The organism is Heliomarina sp., assembly GCF_052826185.1.
The window spans coordinates 44,493-66,079 of sequence record NZ_JBRBUI010000019.1 but is presented as its reverse complement, the minus strand read 5'-3'; the positions used below and the strand labels follow the sequence as shown (position 1 = coordinate 66,079).

At 58.0% G+C, this 21,587-nt stretch carries 13 protein-coding genes; 8 read left to right on the top strand and 5 right to left on the bottom strand.

All coding sequences use genetic code 11. The features are described from left to right. Window positions 1–53 precede the first annotated feature (53 nt). The 6 genes from ACU0FH_RS08305 to argE all read left to right on the top strand — a co-directional run bounded on the left by ACU0FH_RS08305 (window position 54) and on the right by argE (window position 5,953). On the top strand, window positions 54–962 hold the full coding sequence (locus tag ACU0FH_RS08305; RefSeq protein WP_446194198.1) for a LysR family transcriptional regulator: 909 nt from the start codon (window positions 54–56) through the stop codon (window positions 960–962). A 139-nt stretch (window positions 963–1,101) separates the two neighbouring features. Continuing rightward, complete coding sequence (locus tag ACU0FH_RS08300) at window positions 1,102–2,376, top strand: flavin-containing monooxygenase (protein WP_446194197.1); 1,275 nt, start codon at window positions 1,102–1,104, stop codon at window positions 2,374–2,376. Between the two features lie 23 nt (window positions 2,377–2,399). Then, window positions 2,400–2,813 carry a RidA family protein gene (locus ACU0FH_RS08295; RefSeq protein WP_446194196.1) on the top strand — a complete coding sequence of 138 codons (414 nt, stop codon included), beginning with the start codon at window positions 2,400–2,402 and terminating at the stop codon, window positions 2,811–2,813. A gap of 4 nt (window positions 2,814–2,817) precedes the next feature. Next, entirely contained in the window at window positions 2,818–3,492 is a 675-nt protein-coding gene (locus ACU0FH_RS08290) for a DUF1028 domain-containing protein (RefSeq protein WP_446194195.1), read from the top strand. Window positions 3,493–3,763: 271 nt separating this feature from the next. Beyond that, a complete protein-coding gene (locus ACU0FH_RS08285) occupies window positions 3,764–4,711 on the top strand; it encodes a LysR family transcriptional regulator (protein ID WP_446194194.1) in 948 nt (315 codons plus the stop codon). A 126-nt stretch (window positions 4,712–4,837) separates the two neighbouring features. Continuing rightward, on the top strand, window positions 4,838–5,953 hold the full coding sequence (gene argE, locus ACU0FH_RS08280) for an acetylornithine deacetylase (RefSeq protein ID WP_446194193.1): 1,116 nt from the start codon (window positions 4,838–4,840) through the stop codon (window positions 5,951–5,953). Between the two features lie 97 nt (window positions 5,954–6,050). Here the strand turns inward: argE and ACU0FH_RS08275 are convergent, their stop codons facing one another. The 5 genes from ACU0FH_RS08275 to ACU0FH_RS08255 are packed head-to-tail and all read right to left on the bottom strand — an operon-like array spanning window position 6,051 to window position 18,946. Further along, window positions 6,051–6,950 carry an alpha/beta fold hydrolase gene (locus ACU0FH_RS08275; protein ID WP_446194192.1) on the bottom strand — a complete coding sequence of 300 codons (900 nt, stop codon included), beginning with the start codon at window positions 6,948–6,950 and terminating at the stop codon, window positions 6,051–6,053. Then, on the bottom strand, window positions 6,947–7,741 hold the full coding sequence (locus ACU0FH_RS08270; RefSeq protein ID WP_446194191.1) for an alpha/beta fold hydrolase: 795 nt from the start codon (window positions 7,739–7,741) through the stop codon (window positions 6,947–6,949). Before ACU0FH_RS08270 ends, ACU0FH_RS08275 begins: the two co-directional genes overlap by 4 nt. A 15-nt stretch (window positions 7,742–7,756) precedes the next feature. Then, a complete protein-coding gene (locus ACU0FH_RS08265; RefSeq protein ID WP_446194190.1) occupies window positions 7,757–11,032 on the bottom strand; it encodes an amino acid adenylation domain-containing protein in 3,276 nt (1,091 codons plus the stop codon). Further along, window positions 11,029–15,534, bottom strand: a complete 4,506-nt coding sequence (locus tag ACU0FH_RS08260) for an SDR family NAD(P)-dependent oxidoreductase (protein WP_446194189.1) — start codon at window positions 15,532–15,534, stop codon at window positions 11,029–11,031. Before ACU0FH_RS08260 ends, ACU0FH_RS08265 begins: the two co-directional genes overlap by 4 nt. Next, window positions 15,527–18,946: an amino acid adenylation domain-containing protein gene (locus ACU0FH_RS08255; RefSeq protein ID WP_446194188.1), complete on the bottom strand. Its 3,420-nt coding sequence runs from the start codon at window positions 18,944–18,946 to the stop codon at window positions 15,527–15,529. Before ACU0FH_RS08255 ends, ACU0FH_RS08260 begins: the two co-directional genes overlap by 8 nt. A 223-nt stretch (window positions 18,947–19,169) precedes the next feature. Between ACU0FH_RS08255 and ACU0FH_RS08250 the strand changes: the two genes are divergently transcribed. Both ACU0FH_RS08250 and ACU0FH_RS08245 read left to right on the top strand, forming a co-directional pair. After that, the gene (locus tag ACU0FH_RS08250; protein WP_446194187.1) at window positions 19,170–20,039 is read left to right on the top strand and encodes a 4'-phosphopantetheinyl transferase family protein; all 870 of its coding nucleotides are present in this window, start codon (window positions 19,170–19,172) and stop codon (window positions 20,037–20,039) included. Further along, complete coding sequence (locus tag ACU0FH_RS08245) at window positions 20,036–21,523, top strand: oligosaccharide flippase family protein (protein WP_446194186.1); 1,488 nt, start codon at window positions 20,036–20,038, stop codon at window positions 21,521–21,523. Before ACU0FH_RS08250 ends, ACU0FH_RS08245 begins: the two co-directional genes overlap by 4 nt. The last annotated feature ends 64 nt before the right edge of the window (window positions 21,524–21,587 follow it).

Sequence of the window (21,587 nt, the reverse complement as noted above, 5' to 3'; positions counted from 1 at the left end):
TGAGAGTAAAATATATTAAACATGTCTTATTGATATTCTTTGAGTATGAGAAGATGAACGCGCGACAATTGAAGCACTTTCTGACAGTGGCCGAGACACTGCATTTCGGGCGCGCTGCAGAACTGCTGGGCATGACGCAGCCGCCGCTCAGCCAGTCTATCATGTCCCTTGAGCAGGAGCTTGGCGCGCCCTTGTTCCTGCGGAGCCGCCGCCATGTTGAACTGACGCCCTTTGGCGCTCAATGGGCGCCGCATGTTGCCAGCGCGATCGCCGATCTGGAGACATTGCCCGAAATCGCCGCGCGCCTGATCGAAGGGCGCGCAGGCAGCCTCTCTCTGTCATTCGTCAGCACCGCAGATTACAGCGTTTTGCCGGTTCTGGTTCATCGTTTTCGCCAGCTCTACCCGGATGTGAACCTCTCCCTCACTGAGGCGACGAGCGACAAGCAGACGGCGGCGCTATCGAATGGGGTCGGCCATGCAGGGATCATCATCCCGCCCAACCGGGAAAGGCTTCCGCAGGAATTTTTCTATCGTCGCCTGATACGCGAGCCGCTTGTCGCGGCCGTACCTGAAAGCTGGATCAACGAAAAACGTCTGAACCCGGTTGGTGGGCAACTAAAAGCAGAAGACGTGATCGCCTCGCCCCTGATCGTGTTTCCACGTGATGCAGCGCCCCTGTTCCATGATCTCGTCACCGAATATTATGCCGCCAGAGGGGCATCGGCCGATGTCATTCAACATGCCATTCAGATGCAAACAATCATCAGCCTTGTCTCTGCTGGAATGGGCATTGCGCTTGTCCCGCGATCGCTGCGCCACCTCGCCCGGACCGGTGTGCGCTACATTGATCTTGAGGGAGCCGCGCCCGAACTGGAGACCGGCCTGATCTGGAGGCGCGACGACAATTCATCCACCTTGGCGAACCTGCTTGAACTGGTGGAGGAAATGAAACTGGATTGAGCAGTCCTGCCTGAACTTCCTTAATTAGGCCCAGCCTAAGCCAAGCTCAGGAACTAAGTGCTTTCCTCCGAAGCATGGCCACGTCAAGCTACGGTTAATCATTGCTGCAGTGTGCCGAGGACCAAAGAGGCTGATACCGATGCAAAAGATCGAGAGAACAGATGTGCTGGTCGTTGGAGCAGGACAGGCCGGTATCGCGGCAAGCGAACATCTGAGCGCCAATGGCATCGGACATATCGTGCTGGAGAGAAATCGTATTGCCGAACGCTGGCGTTCGGAGCGCTGGGATTCTTTAGTGGCAAATGGTCCCGCTTGGCACGACCGCTTCCCGGGGATGGAATTCCAGAACGACGGTCCCGATGATTTTGTGGCCAAGGAGAGTGTAGCCGATTACTTCGTCGACTACGCCAACAGGATAAAGGCCCCGATCCGCACTGGTGTTGAGGTCAGGAACGTCTCGCGTCTTGACGGATGTCCGGGATTTCGAGCTGAAACATCAGAAAACGTGATCGAAGCCAATTACGTGATCGCCGCGACGGGGGCTTTTCAGATTCCCGTGATCCCCGCTCTCGTACCTGAAACTGCCACGCTAACTCAAATCCATTCATCGGTTTATCGCAATCCGGCGGCCTTGCCCGCAGGCGCGGTGCTGGTGGTCGGTGCCGGGTCATCGGGTGTGCAGATTGCCGACGAATTGCTGGAGGCCGGACGCAATGTCTATCTGTCGGTTGGTCCACACGACCGCCCGCCACGCGCCTACCGAGGGCGCGATTTCGTCTGGTGGCTGGGTGTGTTGAACAAATGGGACATGGAAGCGACTCCGGGCGCGGAACACACGACCATTGCGGTCTCCGGCGCGCGCGGTGGCGAGACCATCGACTTCCGTCGTCTGGCGCATAAGGGAATGACGCTGCTCGGCAGGACGGAGACGTATTTGGATGGCAAGCTGACTTTTGCCACTGACCTGACCCGCAATATCCGCAATGGCGATGCCTACCTGCAAAATCTCCTTGATGAGGCCGATGCCTTTGTCGCGCGCAATGGGCTTGAGCTGCCAGAAGATCCAGAGGCACGCAGGCTTTTGTCCGACCCGGCCTGCATGACAGACCCGATCCTGTCGCTGGATCTCGCCGAGGTGGGAATCACCACGATCATCTGGGCGACCGGCTTTTCTTCGGACTATTCCTGGCTGCCCTCCGAAGCATTGGACGACAACAATCGCCCGAAACACCAACGTGGGGTCTCCGCCGAGCCGGGCATCTATTTCCTCGGTCTGCCTTGGCAGACCCGTCGCGGGTCGTCGTTTATCTGGGGGGTCTGGTTCGACGCCCGGTATGTCGCCGATCATATTGCAAAGCAGCGCGGCTACATGGCTTATACCGTTCCTGCGTTCCAAGAAACCATCGACGCCTGAGCGTCACCCGGAGACAGACTGACATGGCCCACACGCGCATCCGCAAGTTCAACACGCGGGATACCTACCCTGAACAGAATCTCGACAACGACCTCTCTCAGGCGGTCGTCGCCCGCGGGCATTTGGTCTTTCTGCGTGGCCAGTGTCCGCAGGATCTGGATACCGCTAGGAACATCGACAGCCACGATCCCGTTGTGCAGACCCACAAGGTCATGCAGAACATCCGCCAGTTGATGGAGGAAGCAGGCGGCGGAATGGAACATGTGTGCCGCGTGCAGGTGTTTCTGACCGATGTCCGCAACCGCGAAGCCGTCTACCGGACCATGGGGGAATACATCAAGGGTGTGCACCCGGTTTCGACCGGTCTGGTCATAACTGCTCTCGCCCGTCCCGATTGGCTGGTCGAAATCGAAGCCACTGCCGTGATTCCGGACTAGGCGCATGACCTTCTCTCTCGTCGCCCGTTGCCCCGAGACCGGCATGTTCGGACTTGCGATCTCATCCTCCTCTCCTGCCGTGGCTGCGCGATGTGCCTATGCCCGCGCGGGCGTCGGTGCGGTCGCCAGCCAGAATGTCACCGACCCGACTCTTGGTCCCCTGACACTGGACCTGATGGAGAGTGGACTTTCCGCATCCGACGCCATTGCAGAGGTGCAATCCCGGGCGAAATTCATCGACTACCGCCAGATTCTTGCGGTGGATGTGAATGGAAAAACAGCTATCCATTCCGGTCCCAACAGCCTTGGCATCTGGACGCACGCGCAGGCTGAAAATGTCGCTTCTGGCGGTAACCTTCTGGCCAACGAAAGCGTGCCACAGGTCATTGTCGATGGCTACCTTGCCGCAACCGGCCATATCGGAGACCGGTTGATCGCCGCGATGCGTGCTGGTCTTGCAGCAGGGGGCGAAGCCGGGCTGGTCCATTCTGCCGGCATGCTCATCGTTGACAGGGTCAGCTGGCCGGTGGCCGACCTGCGTTGCGACTGGACGGAAGACAACCCGATCGAGAATATTGCCCGCGCGTGGGAGGTCTACAAACCCCAGCTCGATGCCTATATCCAGCGTGCGCTGGACCCCAGCGAGGCCCCGTCCTACGGTGTCCCCGGCGACGATTAGAGGAAAGCTGCGCTCAAATTTTCGCGCTTTTGCGAGAATCCAAAACCGCTTTCTTGACCAGGCCAACGCATGTAACGGGTCACCCCCTTGTTCCTTCTTTGGGTGTCAAAATATCCCCGCCGGAGGCATCCGAGAGAACCCTCAGAACGTGCCGGTCTGTTCCAAGAGCACTTGAAGCACTGGATAACTACTCTATGTCCGTTCGATTTTCTTGACCCGGAACGCCCCGCGTCTTAGCCAAAAGCTAACAGCAACCAAGTCAGGCTTTGACATGCCCTTACGATTTACCTTGCGACAGCTGGAATATTTCGTAGCCGTCGGCGAAGCGGGCTCGATTGCCCGGGCCGCAGGAAAGGTGAATGTTTCCTCTCCCTCCATCTCCACGGCGATTACTCAGATGGAGGCTGAATTCGGATTGCAGCTGTTCACTCGCAAACATGCGCACGGTCTTGCCCTGACACAGGCGGGCCGGCAGTTCATTGCGCAAGCCCGGACCGTTTTGTCCGAGGCAGACCGTCTCAACAGTCTTGCCAATGAAATCTCTCGTCGGGTGCGTGGACCGCTCAACATGGGGTGCCTGCTTACCTTTGCCCAGATCGTTCTGCCGCACCTGCGCCGCAGCTTCATTGCGCGGTTCCCCGAGGTCGAATTCCATCAGTTTGAACGCGATCAGCAGGCGATTTTCGACGGGTTACGTCATGCCGAACTGGATATTGCGCTGACCTACGATCTCGGAATTCCAGACGATCTCGAGTTCGTTCCCCTGTTCAGCTTGCCGCCCTATGCGCTTTTACCGGACATACACGAACTGGCCCATCACCGGGTACTGACCCCGCAGGATCTTGCGCCTCATCCGATGGTTCTGCTCGACCTGCCCCATTCAGGTCCTTATTTCCTGTCTTTCTTTTCCCGAGCCGGAGTCGAGCCGAACATTGTCGAGCGCACACGTGACCTTGAAGTCATGCGTTCCCTGGTGGCGAACGGGTTTGGATATTCCATCGCCAACATCCGCCATACCTCCGAACGCGCGCCCGATGGCAAACCGTTGCGCTTTGTACCGCTTTCAGATGCTTTGCGGCCCTTGCGTATGGGGTTGGTTCTCGGTGACGGTGTCAGGACCACCCTGACTGTGCGCGCGCTGATCGACCATTGCAGGGAAAACCTGACGCCGGAACTCACGCCGGGATTGAAACTGCGGGCGCCTGCTCCCGGTCCCTAACGGTGACCTACTAAGGCGAATGTGCCGAACCCTCACGCATAGGGCCTACCTAAGTGCAGCTTTATCAAAGCCTTGTTTACCCGACGCCCGCTTTGCGAAACACTGGCCCGCATAATGTGAGGCCACATGAATTCGAAAGATATTCTTGACCACCTGATAGGCTTTCCCACGATCAGCGCCGAGAGCAATCTGGACCTGATCGGCTGGGTCGAACGGTACCTCCGCGATCTGGGGTTCTCTCTGTGGCGGATCGAAGATCCAACAGGAAAGAAGGCCGGTCTCTTTGCCCGTATTGGGCCGGACCTGCCGGACGGTATCATGTTGTCGGCCCATTCGGATGTGGTTCCGGTCAGCGGGCAGGACTGGAGCTATGAGCCGTTTCGGCTCCGCGAGAGTGGCGGTCGTCTTTATGGACGCGGGACAGCGGATATGAAGGGGTTTCTTGCCAGCATGCTCCGCGCCGCTGCAGCGGCTTCGAAAGCTCGGTTGAAAGAGCCGCTTAAGCTCGTCGTTTCCTACGATGAGGAAGTCGGTTGTAAAGGTATCGCCGAGATGATGCCCGTACTGGTACCTTTGATGGAGCGACCACGGCTGTGCATCGTGGGCGAGCCGACATCGATGCAGATCGCGACAGGGCACAAGGGCAAGGCGTCTTACAGGGCGACCTGCACAGGAGAGGCCGGCCATTCGGCCATGGGGCCCCGATATCGCAATGCCCTGCATCTGGGAGCGGATTTCATCGGCGCTTTGCGGCCGCTTCAGATGGATCTGTCGGCCTCCGGCGCGCAGGATACGGGCTACGGTGTTCCCTATTCCACGGTTCACGCCGGACGTATGGCCGGCGGTACGGCGTTGAATATCATCCCTGATCTTTGCCATATCGATTATGAGATCAGGCACCTTGCCGCTGATCCGCTGGCGTCTTTGGAAGCCCGTCTTGAGGAAGCTGCTGACTGGATCGGAGATGTGACAATTGAAAAGACTGGCGCGTACCCGGGTCTGGAGGTGGCCCCCGGTTCCACGGAGGTTCAATTCCTTCGCGCGCTGCTTCCTGCGCCAAAGTTGACCAAGGTCGGTTTTGGCACCGAGGCCGGCCATTTCCATTCCGCAGGCATATCGACGCTCGTCTGCGGTCCCGGGAATATGGATCAGGGCCACAAGGCTGATGAGTTCATCGAAATCAGTGAACTCGAGGCCTGTGACAGGATGATGGACCATCTTGTCGAAGAACTCGCGGGTTGATCTTGGAATGGAAGCTCAACTGGATTGTGCTTGGGGAAAAGAATCCGCCGTTTGACCTGGGAATGTGGGCAGCCGGTGGAGTGATCCTTCGCAGTATTTATCGGGTGATTTCCCCCGCCGTCCTGCACTTTTTTTCAAGCCATTCGTCTAGCAAAGCGAACAGCCTTTCGCGGTGCTTGAGATACGTGAAGGTGTGATCGCTGTCCTTGAAGTAGTGAAGGTCCAGTTGTTCGCCAAAGTCGACGTTTTGCAGAGCGTCCAGCAACTGCCTGCGGTAATTGTGCTGAAAGCTGTGTCCCCCTGTAAACACGGCGAGCATTTCTGCCCCGTTGGTCACGGCCTTCTGGTAGGTCTCTTCGAGAAAGGCGATGGCTTCGGGGGTTTCCAGCTGTGGCTGGGCAAACTCTCCCTGTCGCGGTTCGGGGGCCTTGCCGCCAAACAGGTGCCGGATACGAGCCCAGGTACTGCCGCGACCGCTCAGGATATTTCGGTAGATCACCGGTCGTTTAAGCCGGCTTAGCGTATCGCGCAGGAAAAACTGCCAGGTTCGCGGAATGGTCGGGTCAATCAGAACCACACCGGCTACCCGTGGGTCGCGGGCCGCGTAAATAACCGAGTGGTCGGCGCCGGAACAAAGACCGATCAGCACGAAACGCGACAGTCCCAGATTGCTTTCAACCCAGTCGCAGACCTCGCCGATGCTGATGAGATTTGCGTCGAGTGGAGGCAGTTCGTCGCTTTGCACCGGGCTGTCGCCGATCCCGCCGAAATCAAAACGCACAACGGGATGGCCCTGCGCGGCCCAGCGACGCGCGAGAGTCACATACATGCGGTGATGCCCGACCCGGTGGATGATCCCCGTGTTGAGTACGACAATCGGGATCCCGGGCGTCTTGGTGGTGGGATGGGTCACGATACCGCAAAGGGATTGTTTAGCGCCGAACAGGACAACTTGCTCACGCGGAGGTTTTGCGTTGCCATCCTGCGGCTGGTTCATGTCATCCATGCCTCGATGCGGGAAATGGCGAGTGCAGGAACGTTTCCGGCATTGAGCGGCCAATCTTCTTTCCAGGCGGCGCGGTCTTCAATCTGTTCAAACCGGTGGTCCTCCGGGGAACCCTTGGCGTCGGGGGCAGATCGAAAGATTTCATGGGATTTTAGCGGTTTGGTCACCAGCGTAAACCATCGCCGAGGCAGCTTTGAAAGATGCGGCATGATATCGACGCCCGCTATTTCGCTGCGTTGCGAGGCCGTCAGGGGAAAGCCGCAGATTTCATATTCGCCGTTCGGCGTCCTGGGCAGGTTGTGTGGATGTTCAATGCCGATCGGCATGGTCGCAGCCGCCTCGAACAGTGCCGCCACGTATTCTTCGCCTTCGATGACAGGATCCCAGAGCACGACACGGTCGATCCTCTGAGGATCGCCCGCCGCGACCTCGACAGCCAAAGTGGCACCAAGACGCAGACCGACTAGCGAAACGCGGTCGGCACCGCTCATGTCCAGAAGTTCTTCGATGGCCATATCAATGTCAGCACGGCAGCCGGCCAGGGTAACATCGCGTGCCTCACCGCCGGAATCTCCGGTTCCGAAGTAATCAAAGCGCAAAACATGGAATCCGGCGGCGGCGAGTGTCGTTGCCAGTCGTGCCATTGACCGGTGGGAATAGATGTATTCATGCCCGAACGGTGGGCAGAGGACTACCGCGCGTTCAGCACCTCTCGAGAGGCGCGGCGCATGATAGACGCCAAACAGCCGGCGTTTTGAATTGCCCAGAAAAAACGGGTTCATATGAAAATTTGTCTTTCAACTTAATTGTTGTGTCAATTCGAGAGCGATCTGCCGGAGACTCTTGAAAAACAGCAGCCGTGGATCGAGAGCCAGCCCCAGTTCAGATCGCACCCTTTTCGCAACTCGCAGAGTTATAAGCGAATGACCCCCGAGTTCAAAGAAATTGTCGTCCGCACCCACGTCATCCACCTGCAGGACGTCAGCCCAGATATCCGCCAGCGCCCGCTCCATTCCCGGGCGTGGGGGTACCGCGACGGGGTGGCCCAGACCGCCGCCCCTGAAAGGCGCAGGCAGCGAGCGACGATCAAGTTTACCACCGGGCGTCATCGGCAATTTCGGCAGTTCCATTATTACGGACGGGATCATGTAGCGGGGTAACGTGGCCCGCAGATTTCGCCGGACTTCGCTGGCGGTCAGTTCCTCGCCATCCTCGAAGACGAGGTAAGCCACGAGGCGCAGATCTCCGTGACCGGAGTCATGAACGAGCACTGCCGCCTGACGTATCTGGGGCGATGCCAGAAGCGAGGCTTCGATCTCGCCAAGCTCGATCCGCACACCGCGAATCTTTACCTGATTATCTCGTCTCCCCAGATGGTAGAGTTGACCGTTCGGCGCCCAGCGTCCGATATCGCCGGTGCGGTAGAGCGGCGCGTTCTGCGGCAATAATGGATCCGATACGAGGCTTTTCTCGGTCTGTTCGGGTTTGCCGACATAGCCTTTGAAAACCCCTGCCCCGCCGATGCAGATCTCACCCTGCATGCCGATAGGCACCAGTTCCCCGGTTTCGTCGAGGAGCAGGACGCGTGTATTGCGCACCGGTCGTCCGATACTGATTGCGTCTCGCCCCGGTGTGATCCACGCCCCGGTCGAGTAGATCGTGGTCTCGCTGGGTCCGAAGCCGTTCCAGAGACTGCCGACACGGTCAAGCAGATCATCGGCGAGATCTCGGGTAAGCGGTTCGCCTCCGGTGATCGCAAGAATGTCTCGGCCACCTTTCCATCCGCCTTCTATCAGAAGTCGCCACGCCGAGGGGGTTGCCTGAACAACCGTAGCGCCACAGGCGGCCAGAGCTGCGGCAAGGTCTTCACCATTGGTGGCGACCTCGCGGCTGATCAATTCGATCGTGGCTCCGACGGTCAGTGGTAATTGTAATTCGACCGCCGCGATGTCGAAAGACGCCGTTGTGGTTGCGGCAACAATGTCGTTGGGACTCATTCCCGGTTCGTCGCGCAAAGCGGCCAACAGGTTGGACATTGCGCGATGGGAAATCTGTACGCCCTTTGGCCGCCCGGTCGAGCCTGATGTATAAATGAGATGCGCGCGCGAGTCCGGATCGATGTCGTGGTCCAGATCATCCGGAGACATGGCGTCGATCACCTGAGTGTCCGAGTGCAGATTGATTTCGGTTACGTCTTCGGGGAGCGTCAGGTATCCGGCTGTGCCTTCGCCGGTCAGCACCGCAGTGGCCCTGCTGTCTGAAAGAATGTAGTTCAGCCGGTCTTCGGGAAACCCCGGGTCCAGCGGCAGATGTGCTGCACCTGTCTTTTGCACGGCGATGATGGAGGCGATCAGATCGGGCGTTCGATCAAGGCACAACCCAACCACCTGACCTGGTCCGATGCCGAGAGATGACAGATACCGGGCAATTCGGTTCGCACGTGCGGCAAGTGCCGCGTAGCTGACCGATTCACCTTCATGCCGGATTGCGGTAGAATCCGGGACCTGTTCGGCAATCCGGGAAAACTGGACTGGATAGGGAACCGCATCGCATTCGACTTCGGTGGGTATGAATTCATTCGACAGAATCCGCCGGTCGTTTTGCGATAACAGGGGAATGTCGGCTAATTTGATTTCGGGGTCTTGAAGCATACAGCGTAGGATCAGTTCCAGCCGTTCGATAATGCGCTCTACCGTGTCCCCGAGATAGATGTCGGAGCGATATTCAATTGCGCCCATGACCTGTCCGCCGGACGTCCGTACGATCCACGTCATGTCGTGAATCGCACCACCGCCGAATATCGGTTCGACCTGAGTGTCGTCGGCGTTTTGCAGTACCACGGCAAACTGAAAGAGCGGTGACCGGTTCAGGCTGCGCACCGGTTGAAGCCGGTCTACCACCATTTCAAATGGTACGTGGCTATGCGGGAATGAATCCAGCATGGAAGTACGGCAGGCCTCCAGAACCTCGGCCACCGAGGGATTGCTGGAAAGGTCCATCCGCAGTACCTGAGTGTTCACGAAGGGGCCTATAATGCCTTCGAACTCAGCCCGTTCACGAAGAGCAACAGGGCTACCGAGTACGATATCCTCGAGGCCGGTGTGGCGATGCAACGCGATCGAAGCGGCGGCGAGAAGACAGATGTACAAGCTGATATTGCGCTCGTTCGCAAAGGCTTGCAGCCGCTCTGAGAAGTCCCTGTCCCAGACAAACGACCGGCTGGTTCCCTCCGGTTCGAGCCCCGGCACAAGGTCGGCGTGAAAGGTGCACATTTCGGGGTGACCGCCAAGTTTCTTTTCCCACCAATCGAGATGCTCGGAAAGGCGCGACGGGTCCAGTCGCCGCCGCTGCCACCCTGCATAATCGGCGTATTCTGGAAGCCCGGCCTGTTTTGAATAAGCGGATGGTTCAGAAAGCGCTGCTGTCAGCTCGCGCCGCAGGATCGAGAGAGACCAGTGGTCGATGGCGATATGATGTACCGCAACAAGAAGCGCGGTATCGCCATTCGCCAAATTCAGTATCACGAAGCGTGCTGGCGGTGCCTTGTCCAGCTCGAAAACACGGTGGGTTTCGCGCTCCACAAGTTCGGCCAGCGCTTGTTTGCTTTGCGCTTCGTTCAGGTCGGACAGGTCGACGTCCACGATTGAGACGCAATCCGGCTCCAGCACCTCTGCTTCGGGGCCGGTTGGAGTTTCATGAAAAACAGTGCGCAATATGCTGTGCCGTGTCACCACATTTCTTAACGCCGCTTCGAGTGCTTCTGCACCAGTATGCTCCATGGCCCAGACCGTAACCAGATTGTATTCGGTCGCTGACGGATCAAGCTGCTGGATGATCCAGAGGCGTTCCTGGAAATGGGACAGCGGCAGGGGACCGTCTTTGGGGAGGATGGTCGCGCCCTTGTTTTCCTCTTCGCGTAAGATCGCCATTATCTGGGATTTGTGATCGAGGATTTTCTGGCGCAGTTCCTCGCTCAGGCTACCGACATGTCCCGACAAGCGGAGGTTTTCGCCAGCCAATGCAATGCGACCGCCCCGCGCGCGGACTTCCTGCAATAATTCTGTCGCCGTCACAGAATGAACTCCTCCCGGCCCGCGTCATGTTCATCGCCATCGGATGCTCCATTCGAACTTGCGATTTTGCTGGCAATCGCAGCAATCGTTCGACCGTCGAAGACATCTCTGAGAGTCAACTGCGCGGATGTCGTGACTTCCAGCCGTGACAGGAACCGGGTCGCCATAAGGGAGTGCCCTCCGAGTTCGAAAAAGTCCTCTTGCGGGCCGGTGATCTCGGTCTGCAGCAATTCGGCCCAGAGCAACGCAACCTGATATTCTTCCTCACTTTCAAAGCTGTCTCGCGTCGCAAACTCGCTGCCGGTAAGCTGAGCTTCGGGCGCGATTTCAGGTTGTTCGGTGGGGGTGGGTGCAATGGCCGCACGCTTCATCTCGACCGCGAGCCTTGGGAGGTCGTGGGGCGTTACGACAACCTGACGCTCTGGACCGGCGGCGATGCGCATGAATAGATCAGTCGCGGCGGCGGCATCTATCATGCGCAGGTCAGGGTCTTCGCGTCGCATTTGGCGGCGCGCGGCCATGCCGATATCCGCCCACGCGTCCCAGTTGAATACGGTTACCTTTTTCCAGCACTCGGGGCGTTCGGCGCTTTGCGGCCAGACATCCAGAAAGGCATTGGCAGCGGCGTAATCGATTGCCCCGGCCGCCGGGACCAGCGAGTTGATCGAGCTCATCAAGACAACAAGGCCCAGCTCGTCCTTTCGAAAGACGCGGGCCAATGCGCGAAGTCCGTCCACTTTCGGTACGAGGGTCCGCGACACGTCCTCGGCGGTCTGACGTATCGCAAGAGCGCCGCTGCCTGCGTAACCGGCGGCATGTATGATGACATCCAGCGCCCCCCAACGTTCGAGGATTTCGTTGCGGATGTTTGATAGCCGCGCCTCGTCACCCATATCGCAATCGGCAACAAACAATTCGGCACCCTGGTCTTCAATCTCGATCAAATCGGAAAAGAGTTTGGCGTCCTCTTTTGTGCTCGAGATGAGTTCTTCCCATTCGGCGCGAGGGGGAAGCTTTTTGCGCGAGGTCAGCACCAATCTTATCCGCCCTGCTTTGGCCAATGCCAAAGCGATTTGCCGTCCAAGGTCGCCAAGCCCTCCGGTGATCAGGCAGACTGCACCATCGGGCAGAGCGAGACCTTCGGCTGGCGGCGCGACCGGCTCAAAACGACGGTGGAAACGAATGCCCGCGCGGCGGACGCAGGTCATTTCGAAATCGTCGCGACAGGCTTCGTCCGCGATCAGGGCAGCGAAGTGCAGGTCTCCTTGATCAGTGTCGTTAGCGGAAAGATCGAGATGGCGCAGTTGGAGGCGCGGGTCTTCGACAGAAAGCGCAAGTACCGGCCCGGCTGATTGTGCCATGTCAGGCCGCAACGCGCGTTCACCCAGAACGGATTGCGCGGATTGGGTCACAAAGACCACTTTAACCGGCGCAGTAATCGGGACCTCCTGTGCGAGGTGGGCGATTGAAAGACCTACGTCCAGAGACATGCGTCCGTCGATCTTGTTATCCGAAGCTCCCCACGCCACGACGATGCCTGAAATGGGCGTCCCTTCAGCACCGAGGACCGCCACCAGATCCTGATGATTTCCCGGCCGGGCAACGGCAATCGGGCCTGTCCGTGGCAGATGGCCAGGCAGAATGGCCACGACTTCATGCGCGCCTTTTTCCTGTAATTCTTTCTTCAGAGCCTGGGCCTGATCGGCAGTTTCGACTAGTATTAGCCAGCGCCCTTCAAGACGGAGAAGTGGCACGACCGGTGCGGTGGACCATACCGGCTGGCAGAGGTACGGATTGGCGGTCACGCGCGGCAGTGTTGGCTCTGCGTTGATTGCGAGGCCAGTCTCGGTTCCGGGCGCAGGATCGACCCAATGGCGCGATCTTTCAAAAGGATAGGTCGGCAGTGGCACGCGGCGTGCTGTTGCATCCTCCTGCGCTTGATTAGTTGTGTGCGAGATCGGTACGCCAGCAGCCCACAGCCTGCCGGTCGCTTCGAGCATCGCCTTGCCGTCAGGCTTTTGCTCGCCCGGATGGGAGAGCGAGGCGCTTATGCGTGCGCGGGATGCCGGGAAGGTCATCTGTGCGAGCGTCGCAAGCGTCGTGCCCGGGCCGACCTCTAGCAAGAATACGGATGAGTCCTCTCCCAAAACGCGCAGACCTGCTTCGAATTTGACCGTGCCACGCAGGTGGCGGGCATAGTAGTCGGCTGAGATTGCCTCTTGTGGCGTGATCCACGTTCCACTCACGTTGGAGATATAATCGACCTTGGGTGCGCTAAGGTCGATATTTTCGACGGCGGCGATAAAGCGATCAAGGGCAGGCTCCATCATGCTTGAATGGAAGGCATGCGAGGTCCGCAGCATCTTGGCGGCAACTCCATCACCGGAAAGCTCGGAGACAATTTCTTCAATCGCTTCGGTTTCTCCCGAAATGACGTTCAGTTCAGCAGCGTTTTCTGCCGCGATTTCTGCCCGTCCAGCGAGTCGCCGCCGCAGTTCGCCAGCGGGAAGAGGAACGGCGGCCATGCTTCCCGGCGCCATCTCTTGCATGAGACTTCCGCGCAGGGTCACAAGTGACAGGGCATCTTCGAGCGACATGACACCGGCCAGATGCCCGGCGACGTATTCGCCAATGCTATGACCGATCATCGCGGTCGGGGCGATGCCAAGAGCCATCCAAGTTTTGGCAAGCGCATATTCATGCGCAAAAAGCGCGGGCTGAGTCAGCCATGTTTCATTTATACGGGGATCATCGCCCTTGAGGACCGCGTCGCGCAGGTCGCAGCCCAACGGGGTCGTAAGGATGTCAGCACAAAGGTCGAAAGCATCCTTGAAGGTTGCGTTTTCGGCGTACAGACCGGCACCCATTCCCGCGAATTGGCTGCCCTGACCACTGAACATGTAGGCCACGCGGCGTGCGCCGCCGTCATGCACGCTGCCCCGGCTTTGACGACGCAATTCCTCAGCTGCCTCTTCTGCGTCGGATGCAACGACAAACTTCCGGTGACGAAATGCCTTTCGGCCCGAAAGCAATGTGTGTGCGACGTCATGCAGTGTCGGCGCGTCAGGGTCGCTCAGCCTGCCCGCAAGTCGGTTCGATACCTCTGCCAGTGCAGTTTGGGTACGGGCCGATAGGACAAGCGTTCTCGGTCGAGTATCGGCGGGCCTCGCGCTGATTTGCGGTGCCTCTTCGATAATCAGATGCGCATTTGTACCGCCGATTCCGAAGGAACTGACGGCGGCACGACGAGGTCCCTCGCAGATCCAGTCCGAACCCTCAGCCGATATGGTGAACGGGCTGTCTTCCAGCGCGAGCTTGGGATTGGGTTCGCGGAAATTGACCACTGGCGGGATATACGCGTTTTTGAGGCAGAGGATCGTCTTGATCAGACCGGCCACGCCTGCCGCTGCATCGAGATGGCCGATGTTCGCCTTGAGGGCACCAAGGCGACAGAATCCGGTATCGTCGGTACGGTCGCGAAACGCCCTGGTCAGAGCCGCTATTTCGATCGGATCACCAAGCGGAGTGGCGGTCCCATGCGCCTCAATGTAAGTAATCGTCCGCGGTTCTACCCCGGCGATTGTCTGCGCCGTGGCTATCACCTCTGCCTGCCCATCGATGCTGGGCGCGGTATATCCTGCCTTGGCAGCACCGTCGTTGTTTACCGCTGCGCCCCGGATCACCGCATGTATGGTATCGCCATCGCGCAGGGCGTCCGTATAACGTTTGAGCATGACCAGTCCGGCACCTGCCCCGGCGCGGGTGCCACGGGCCTCTACATCGAAGGGCCTGCAATGGCCGTCGGGAGAAAAGATCATTCCTTCCTGATAGAGATACCCGGTCTGTTGCGGAAAGTTGATCGATCCGCCCCCGGCAAGCGCCATGCCGCATTCACCGCGCGCCAAGGCACGGCACGCCATTTCGACCGCGACAAGTGAGGTGGAACAGGCGGTCTGCACTGTTACGCTCGGACCTTTCAGGTCCAGCTTGTAGGACGCCCGAGTACAGAGGAAATCCTTGTCGTTGCCGAGCATAAGCTGATACGCGCCCGCCGCTTCGGCCTGCTTGCGATTTCCGAGAATATGAAACGTCAGGTACGTGTTCATGCTGACGCCTGCGTAAATACCTACAGGCATGTCAAAACCACCAGGCGTATAACCGGCGTGTTCGAGCGCCTCCCAGGCGCATTCCAGAAACAGGCGCTGCTGAGGATCCATAATTTGCGCTTCGCCCGGAGAAATCTGGAAGAACTCGGCATCGAACATGTCAGAGTTATCCAGAACCGTGCCCTTGCGCACGAAACGCGGATTGTTTTGCAGCGCCGTCGGTACGCCAGCCGCAGTCATCTGGTCGGGTGTGAAATCACGCAGGGATTCAACACCATCCCTGATGTTTCGCCAGAAGGATCCCAAATCGGGCGCATCGGGAAACCTTCCGGCCATTCCGACCACGGCCACGGCGTGGGCCGGAAATCCGGACCCGCTGACGGGCGCATCAGACATTGGCAAATCTCTCTGCGCGTTGTCGTGCCTGTGCAACCGATCCGTTGTCGGTTTCGCTTGTCCCATGTTCGAAGGCCGCAGCCTGAAGTGCCACAGTGGTCAGGCGGAACAACTCGACCAGAGGCAGGGTTGCTTTGAATTCGCTGCTGAGCCGTTCATGCAGTGTTACAAGGATCATCGAGTAGCCGCCGACGTCGAAAAAACTCTGGTGGAGTCCGACGCCGGAGATATCGAGCAGATCGCACCATATTTCGGCGACGCGACGTTCAGCATCGGACATCGCGACGTCGGCGATTGGCAGTGCTACCCGATTTGCATCTTCGCTTTTCGGCTTGGGGAGCGCTCTTCGATCAACCTTGCGGTTGGGTGTCAGCGGTATTGCATCCAGCGTCACAAAGGCCGCAGGAACCATGTATTCTGGCAGCACTTTGCGCAGCTCTGAACGCGTCTTTTCGATATCGAAGGGAAAACCGTTCGAGGGGACGACATAGGCCACGAGTGAAACCTGCCCGCCTTCCGGCTCCCAGGTATCCACCGCGCAATCGGCGACGCCAGTTAGAGTTGCCAGACGGGCCTCGATCTCACCCAGTTCGATCCTGAAACCGCGGATCTTGACCTGAAAATCGTTGCGTCCGACATAGATGATTTGACCGTCGCTGCGCTGGCGAACCAGATCGCCGGTTCTGTAGGCTCTGACAGGCCCGCTACCTGGAAACTCCAGAGCCGTGAATTTTTCCGCCGTAAGGTTGGGGCGGTTCCGGTATCCTCGGGCCACGCCAGCACCAGCGATGCAAAGTTCTCCGACGACGCCGGACGGGAGCGCGTTACCCTTGTCATCCATCACGGCAATGCGGGTATTCGCGATGGGTTTGCCAATGCAGACCGCGTCTTCTTCCACTTCGATTTTCAAGCAAGTCGACCAGATCGTGGTCTCTGTCGGACCGTACATGTTCCATAGCGACCCCACCCGCGGCAGCAGTGCGGCGGGCAGCGTCCGTGGCATTGCCTCGCCGCCACAGAGCGCCTTTAGCCGGAGCATTCCGGACCAGCCGGAATCCAGCAGCAGCCGCCATGTGGCCGGAGTAGCCTGCATCATGGCGATCTGCTCCCGGCTGAGCAGTGACGCCAGTGCCCGTCCGTCCAAACGCTCGGAGCGGTTGGCGAGAACAACGGTCGCGCCGGTCGTCAACGGCAGCCAAAGTTCCAACCCTGCGATGTCAAAGGATGTTGTTGTAACGGAAAGCAGCCTGTCGCCGGGCTTCAGGCCCGGCTCTTTCCGCATAGTTTCGAGGAACGAGACTAGATTGCGGTGTTCGACTTCAACTCCTTTCGGGCGGCCTGTGGAACCGGATGTGTACATGACATAGGCAAGGTCTTCCGGGGCGCCGTTTCGTGGCGCTTCATCGCTTTCGGATATGGCGATCAGGTCCAGATCTAGCCTTTGCGCACCTACATCCGGCAAAGCGCTGGCAAGGTCCGAAGTGCTTATCACCATGCATGGCTGGGCATCTTCAAGGATGTCGGCCAAACGCTGCGGTGGGTGGTGGGGATCAAGCGGCACATATGCTGCGCCTGCTTTCCACACTGCAAGCAAACTGACCACCAGATTGCACCCGGGTTCAAGTGCTACAGCTACGAGATCTTGGGGTTCTACCCCACCTGAGACCAGCTGATGGGCAAGTCCATTGGCGCGTCGCACGAGTGTTCCGTAGTCCAGTGCTGAATCGCCAGCGACAACCGCTTGGCATTCGGGGTTGTGCGCTGCCTTTGCGTCAATCAGTTGCGCCGGGGATACTTGAGGGAAACTCAGGCTTCTGACGCTGGATAGCTCGGCCATCTGGGCCTTGTCGGCCGCAGCAACAATGTCGAGTTCCTGAATGTTCTGATCCGGGTCGCGACATATCGACCAGAGCAGGGTTTCAAAGCGATCATGCAGCCTTTCGATGGTTGCGGCGTCAAACAGATCCGTCGCGTACTCGTAGGTGGTCTTCAACAAGCCGCGAAATTCGGTCATCTCAATCGACAGATCGGTCCGCGTCGCGCCGTTCTGGAAGGGGATCGGGGTGGTGGCGAAACCCGCCGCTTCGGCGTTGTTTTCCGGAAAGCTCATCAGCGTGAACAGCACTTGAAAGACCGCGGCATGGCGGGGCGTGCGTTCTGGACGCAATGCCTCAACCACCATATCGAAAGGAGGGCCACTGTGATTCTGCGCTTCCAGCAAGGTTTCCTTGACCTGCTGAAGATAGGCGTGAAAGGGCATGTCCTGTTCCAGATCGCCCCGCAATACGATGTTGTTAATGAGGCAGCCGATCGTATTCTCGAACTTCTGGTTCATTCGGTTGGCGACGGGTGATCCGATGAGGACAGTTTCCTGCTTTGAATGGCGATGCAGGAGTACTTGCAGGGCCGCGAGCACGATCATGTAGAGCGTCGTTCTCGAGTCGCGCGCCGTCTTCTGCAAAGCTTCGACCAGATCCGAAGAGAAATCTAATGTCGCGCGCGCGCCTCGATAGCTTGGACGTTCGGGATGCGGCCGATCGGTTGGGAGTTCAGTCAGCGCCGGGGCGTCCTTAAGCTGCTCGACCCAGTAGTCGAGATCACCACGCCAAGCGCCCGACTCGGAGCAATCGTGCTCCCATAGGGCATGGTCGAGACTGTGTACGTCGACCTTTGGCAAGTCCGGGTTTTTGCCTGCGCTCAAAGCTTCGTAGATCGTCAGCAACTCACGAGAGATCAGCGCCAGCGACCAGCCGTCCGAGACGATGTGATGGATTCGGCAGAACATGACGTGGTCTTCCGGCGCCAGCCGAAGCATAGACACCGATATCAACGGTGCCTTTGAAAGATCGAACGGAGCGGGCATCTGCGATTCGATAAGCCGGGCGATCTCGGCTTGCCCGATATCCGGATCTGCATCCGGGACATCGTATAGTTCGAAATCTGGCGAAATCTGATCCAACACCTCGGTGTAGGGAACGCCGTCGGCCTCGCCAAAGCGGGTTCGCAGCGCCTCGTGGCGCTGAGTGAGGAGCGCGTATGCTTTTTCGAGTAACGCAATATCAATCCGGCCCTGCATTCGCATCGCGCCGCTGATGACGTAAGCATTGGATGCCGGGTTCACTTTTTCTAGGAACCAGAGCCGTCGTTGTGCAAAGGAAAGAGGAAAACGCGTGCGTCCATTGCGGTGTTGACCGGGTTCAGCGGCGCGTCTGCGTGCAGCTTCGCGACGGGTCAAAACCTCTATCAACGCCTTTTTCTGTTCGCGAAGCCGGTTCTTGAGCGGATCGTCCAGCGTGCCGGCTGGCGCCGATATGCCAAGGTTGTCACCCTTTAAGCTGACCGAAATCCGGCGTTTTTCCAGTTCTTCAAGAAATTGCTTGGCAACGGAAAGCCGCCTTTCATAGTCTTCCATCAAACACTCAACCCAAAAGAAAAAATATAAGAATTAATATAACGGCAACTGTCCTACACAACTTGCCACGGTTCAATAAAAGAATTTCCGGAAATCTCCCGGTAGTTGTTAACATGTAATTAAGTGCCCAGAACTTCATAACTTTTAGAGTAATTTTCTGAAAATGCCTAATGATACAGCGGTTGCGCAATCTAGAGTTGAATTCCCAGGGCTGGCATCTGCTATGATCGGAGAATCGCGGTTTTTCGACGACTTAGACTTCGAATCGCCGGCAGCCGGGGGAGCAGAATCGGGGATTTACACGACCTTCTCGCCACTAAATGCGGCCGCTCTGATTGAAGAGGATGAGGTGCATGTCTGGCTGATGGATCTGGATTTACCCGCGCTGTCGAAAGCGACGATGGAGGCCCTGCTGTCAGATGACGAGGCTGAACGCTGCGTAGCCTTTGCCTTCCCACACCTGCGGAGACGCTTTCGGGCCGCTCATGCACAGATGCGCGAAATACTGTCAGCTTATACGGCCACGCCAGCGGTAGCGCTGAAGTTCGACAAAGGAGCTGAGGGCAAACCGATCCTGAGCGGTGAAAGCGGTCCATCCCCGGTTTTCAACCTGTCGCATTCCGGCAATCTGGCGATGCTCGCCATCGCCAATGACGGCGATCTGGGGGTCGATATAGAACAACAGCGCAAGACGGCTGATCTAGACAGTCTGGCTGCCAGTGTATTCGCACCGTCAGAGTATGCGGCTTATAAATGCCTTCCGGGGGACCTGCGTCTTGGCGCATTTTTTAAATGCTGGACCCGGAAAGAAGCCGTCATCAAGGCCGACGGGCGTGGGCTGGGAATGAAGCTTGATAGTTTTGTCGTATCCGTTGAGCCGGGTACGCACCCATCAGTAACTTTTGAAGCGGGTGCGGTGCCGAACGGGTTTCGACCAAGGTTGATCGATCTGCCAGCTCCACCGGGATTCAGTGCTGCTCTCGCCGCTCCGGCTGGGAGTCAAAAGATCAGGTTCTTGCGCCTGCCAAGTAAGGAAACAGGGAACGCGATCGGACACGAAAACTCTCCACCAGCGCGCGTGGGTCAGGAATGAGCAGGATAAGATCGGCTCTGCTTCATGCCACGGCAGGGAATTACGCCACCACGATTATCGGTTTAGGCACAACTGCCGTGGTCTCGCGGCTCATACTGCCTTTTGAGTATGGAATCGCGGTGCTTGGCATGGCGACGCTTGCTGTCGCGGGTGCTGTAAGAGAGCTGGGTTCGGCGGCGTATCTCGTTCAGGTCGAGGAGCTGACCGAAGACCGCCTGCGCGGGGTCTTCACCATCAATTTAGGTATTACAGTGGTGCTTGCGTCGATTTTGGCATTGGCTGCCCCGATCATCGCGCAGATTTTCGATCAGCCGGGGCTGACGGCTTTTTTGCACATCTCACTGGTTGGTTTCCTGTCGGGTTCGATCGCTTATCCGCTCTATGGGCTCCTCTCGCGTGAGCTGGCTTTTCGGAGACTGGCGGCCATAGCGGTCTGTAGCGCGGTCGTAAACTCTGCCGTACTGCTCTTCTTTGCGGCTCTCGATTTTAGCTATCAAAGCTTTGCTCTGGCCAACGTCGCCTCTGGACTGACCGGGGCTCTGTTGCTGTTATGGTTGAAACCTGCCTGGCAGATGTTCAGGCCCGGATTCGCGTCGTGGCGTGAGATTCTGTCGTTTAGCCTGTTCACCGGCGGCGCGTCGATCCTGCGCGATGCGTCTAACTATCTGACGATATCCATTCTGGGGGTTATCCTCACGCCCGGTGTGGTCGGCTTGTTGCACCGAGCGACGCAGATCTGCCAGTTTCCCGAAAAAGTCATTCTTGCTGGCGTGACCGACGTGGCACTGCCGGCTTTTTCCGATCTCGCCCGGCGCAAGCAGGACATATCGGCCACATATCTTGTCGCGATTGAAAAACTGACCGCCCTCATGTGGCCCTGCCTTTTGCTGATTATCCTTCTGGTGCATCCACTTGTGCGCGCCTTTCTTGGTCCGGACTGGTTGGAGGTGACGCCACTGGTGCAGATCATCGCCGGTGCGTTGTTGCTGAATTTTTCACCGGGCATCAATTATCCGTTGATCGTTGCTAAGGGAAAAACGCGTCGCCTGTTCCTGCTTGCTCTCTTGCAGATGTTGGTGTCGCTGCCAGTGGTTCTGGTTGCCGCCCAGTTCGGCATGTTCGCTGTTGCCTGGAGTACCTTCATCATTGTTGGTGTTTCCGTCGTGGCATCGACTTTGGCAGTCCAATCACTGATTGGTTTTTCGCTCTTCGAACTTTTGACAGCGTTGCGCCGGAGCTTTGGAACGACGGCATTCTCGATTCTGCCAGCGATCGGTCTTGTCATGATTCTTGGCGACCCGGAGATGCTTGGGGCCATCGGGAGCTTTGCTGTTTTCTGTATCGCGGCGATAGGTTGGATTGTGGGAATCATTGCACTCGATCATCCGATCCGATTGGAAATATTGCCGTTATTTCGCGCAGTTTTACGACGACTGACGAGAAACCGTGATGAACCGGGGCATTCAGTGCCAGAAACGGATTGACAATAGACAGCTTAAAAAAGCTGCGATACTACTTAGCATGTATAGAACGACAATTTTATTTTTC

What these genes read in the sequence shown, in the direction of transcription:
- ACU0FH_RS08295 (WP_446194196.1), top strand. Translation starts at nt 2,400, where the DNA reads ATGGCCCACACGCGCATCCGCAAGTTCAACACGCGGGATACCTACCCT.
- ACU0FH_RS08305 (WP_446194198.1), top strand. Translation starts at nt 54, where the DNA reads ATGAACGCGCGACAATTGAAGCACTTTCTGACAGTGGCCGAGACACTG.
- ACU0FH_RS08300 (WP_446194197.1), top strand. Translation starts at nt 1,102, where the DNA reads ATGCAAAAGATCGAGAGAACAGATGTGCTGGTCGTTGGAGCAGGACAG.
- ACU0FH_RS08260 (WP_446194189.1), bottom strand. Translation starts at nt 15,534, where the DNA reads ATGTCTGATGCGCCCGTCAGCGGGTCCGGATTTCCGGCCCACGCCGTG.
- ACU0FH_RS08275 (WP_446194192.1), bottom strand. Translation starts at nt 6,950, where the DNA reads ATGAACCAGCCGCAGGATGGCAACGCAAAACCTCCGCGTGAGCAAGTT.
- ACU0FH_RS08255 (WP_446194188.1), bottom strand. Translation starts at nt 18,946, where the DNA reads ATGGAAGACTATGAAAGGCGGCTTTCCGTTGCCAAGCAATTTCTTGAA.
- ACU0FH_RS08270 (WP_446194191.1), bottom strand. Translation starts at nt 7,741, where the DNA reads ATGAACCCGTTTTTTCTGGGCAATTCAAAACGCCGGCTGTTTGGCGTC.
- ACU0FH_RS08290 (WP_446194195.1), top strand. Translation starts at nt 2,818, where the DNA reads ATGACCTTCTCTCTCGTCGCCCGTTGCCCCGAGACCGGCATGTTCGGA.
- ACU0FH_RS08250 (WP_446194187.1), top strand. Translation starts at nt 19,170, where the DNA reads ATGATCGGAGAATCGCGGTTTTTCGACGACTTAGACTTCGAATCGCCG.
- ACU0FH_RS08285 (WP_446194194.1), top strand. Translation starts at nt 3,764, where the DNA reads ATGCCCTTACGATTTACCTTGCGACAGCTGGAATATTTCGTAGCCGTC.
- ACU0FH_RS08245 (WP_446194186.1), top strand. Translation starts at nt 20,036, where the DNA reads ATGAGCAGGATAAGATCGGCTCTGCTTCATGCCACGGCAGGGAATTAC.
- argE (WP_446194193.1), top strand. Translation starts at nt 4,838, where the DNA reads ATGAATTCGAAAGATATTCTTGACCACCTGATAGGCTTTCCCACGATC.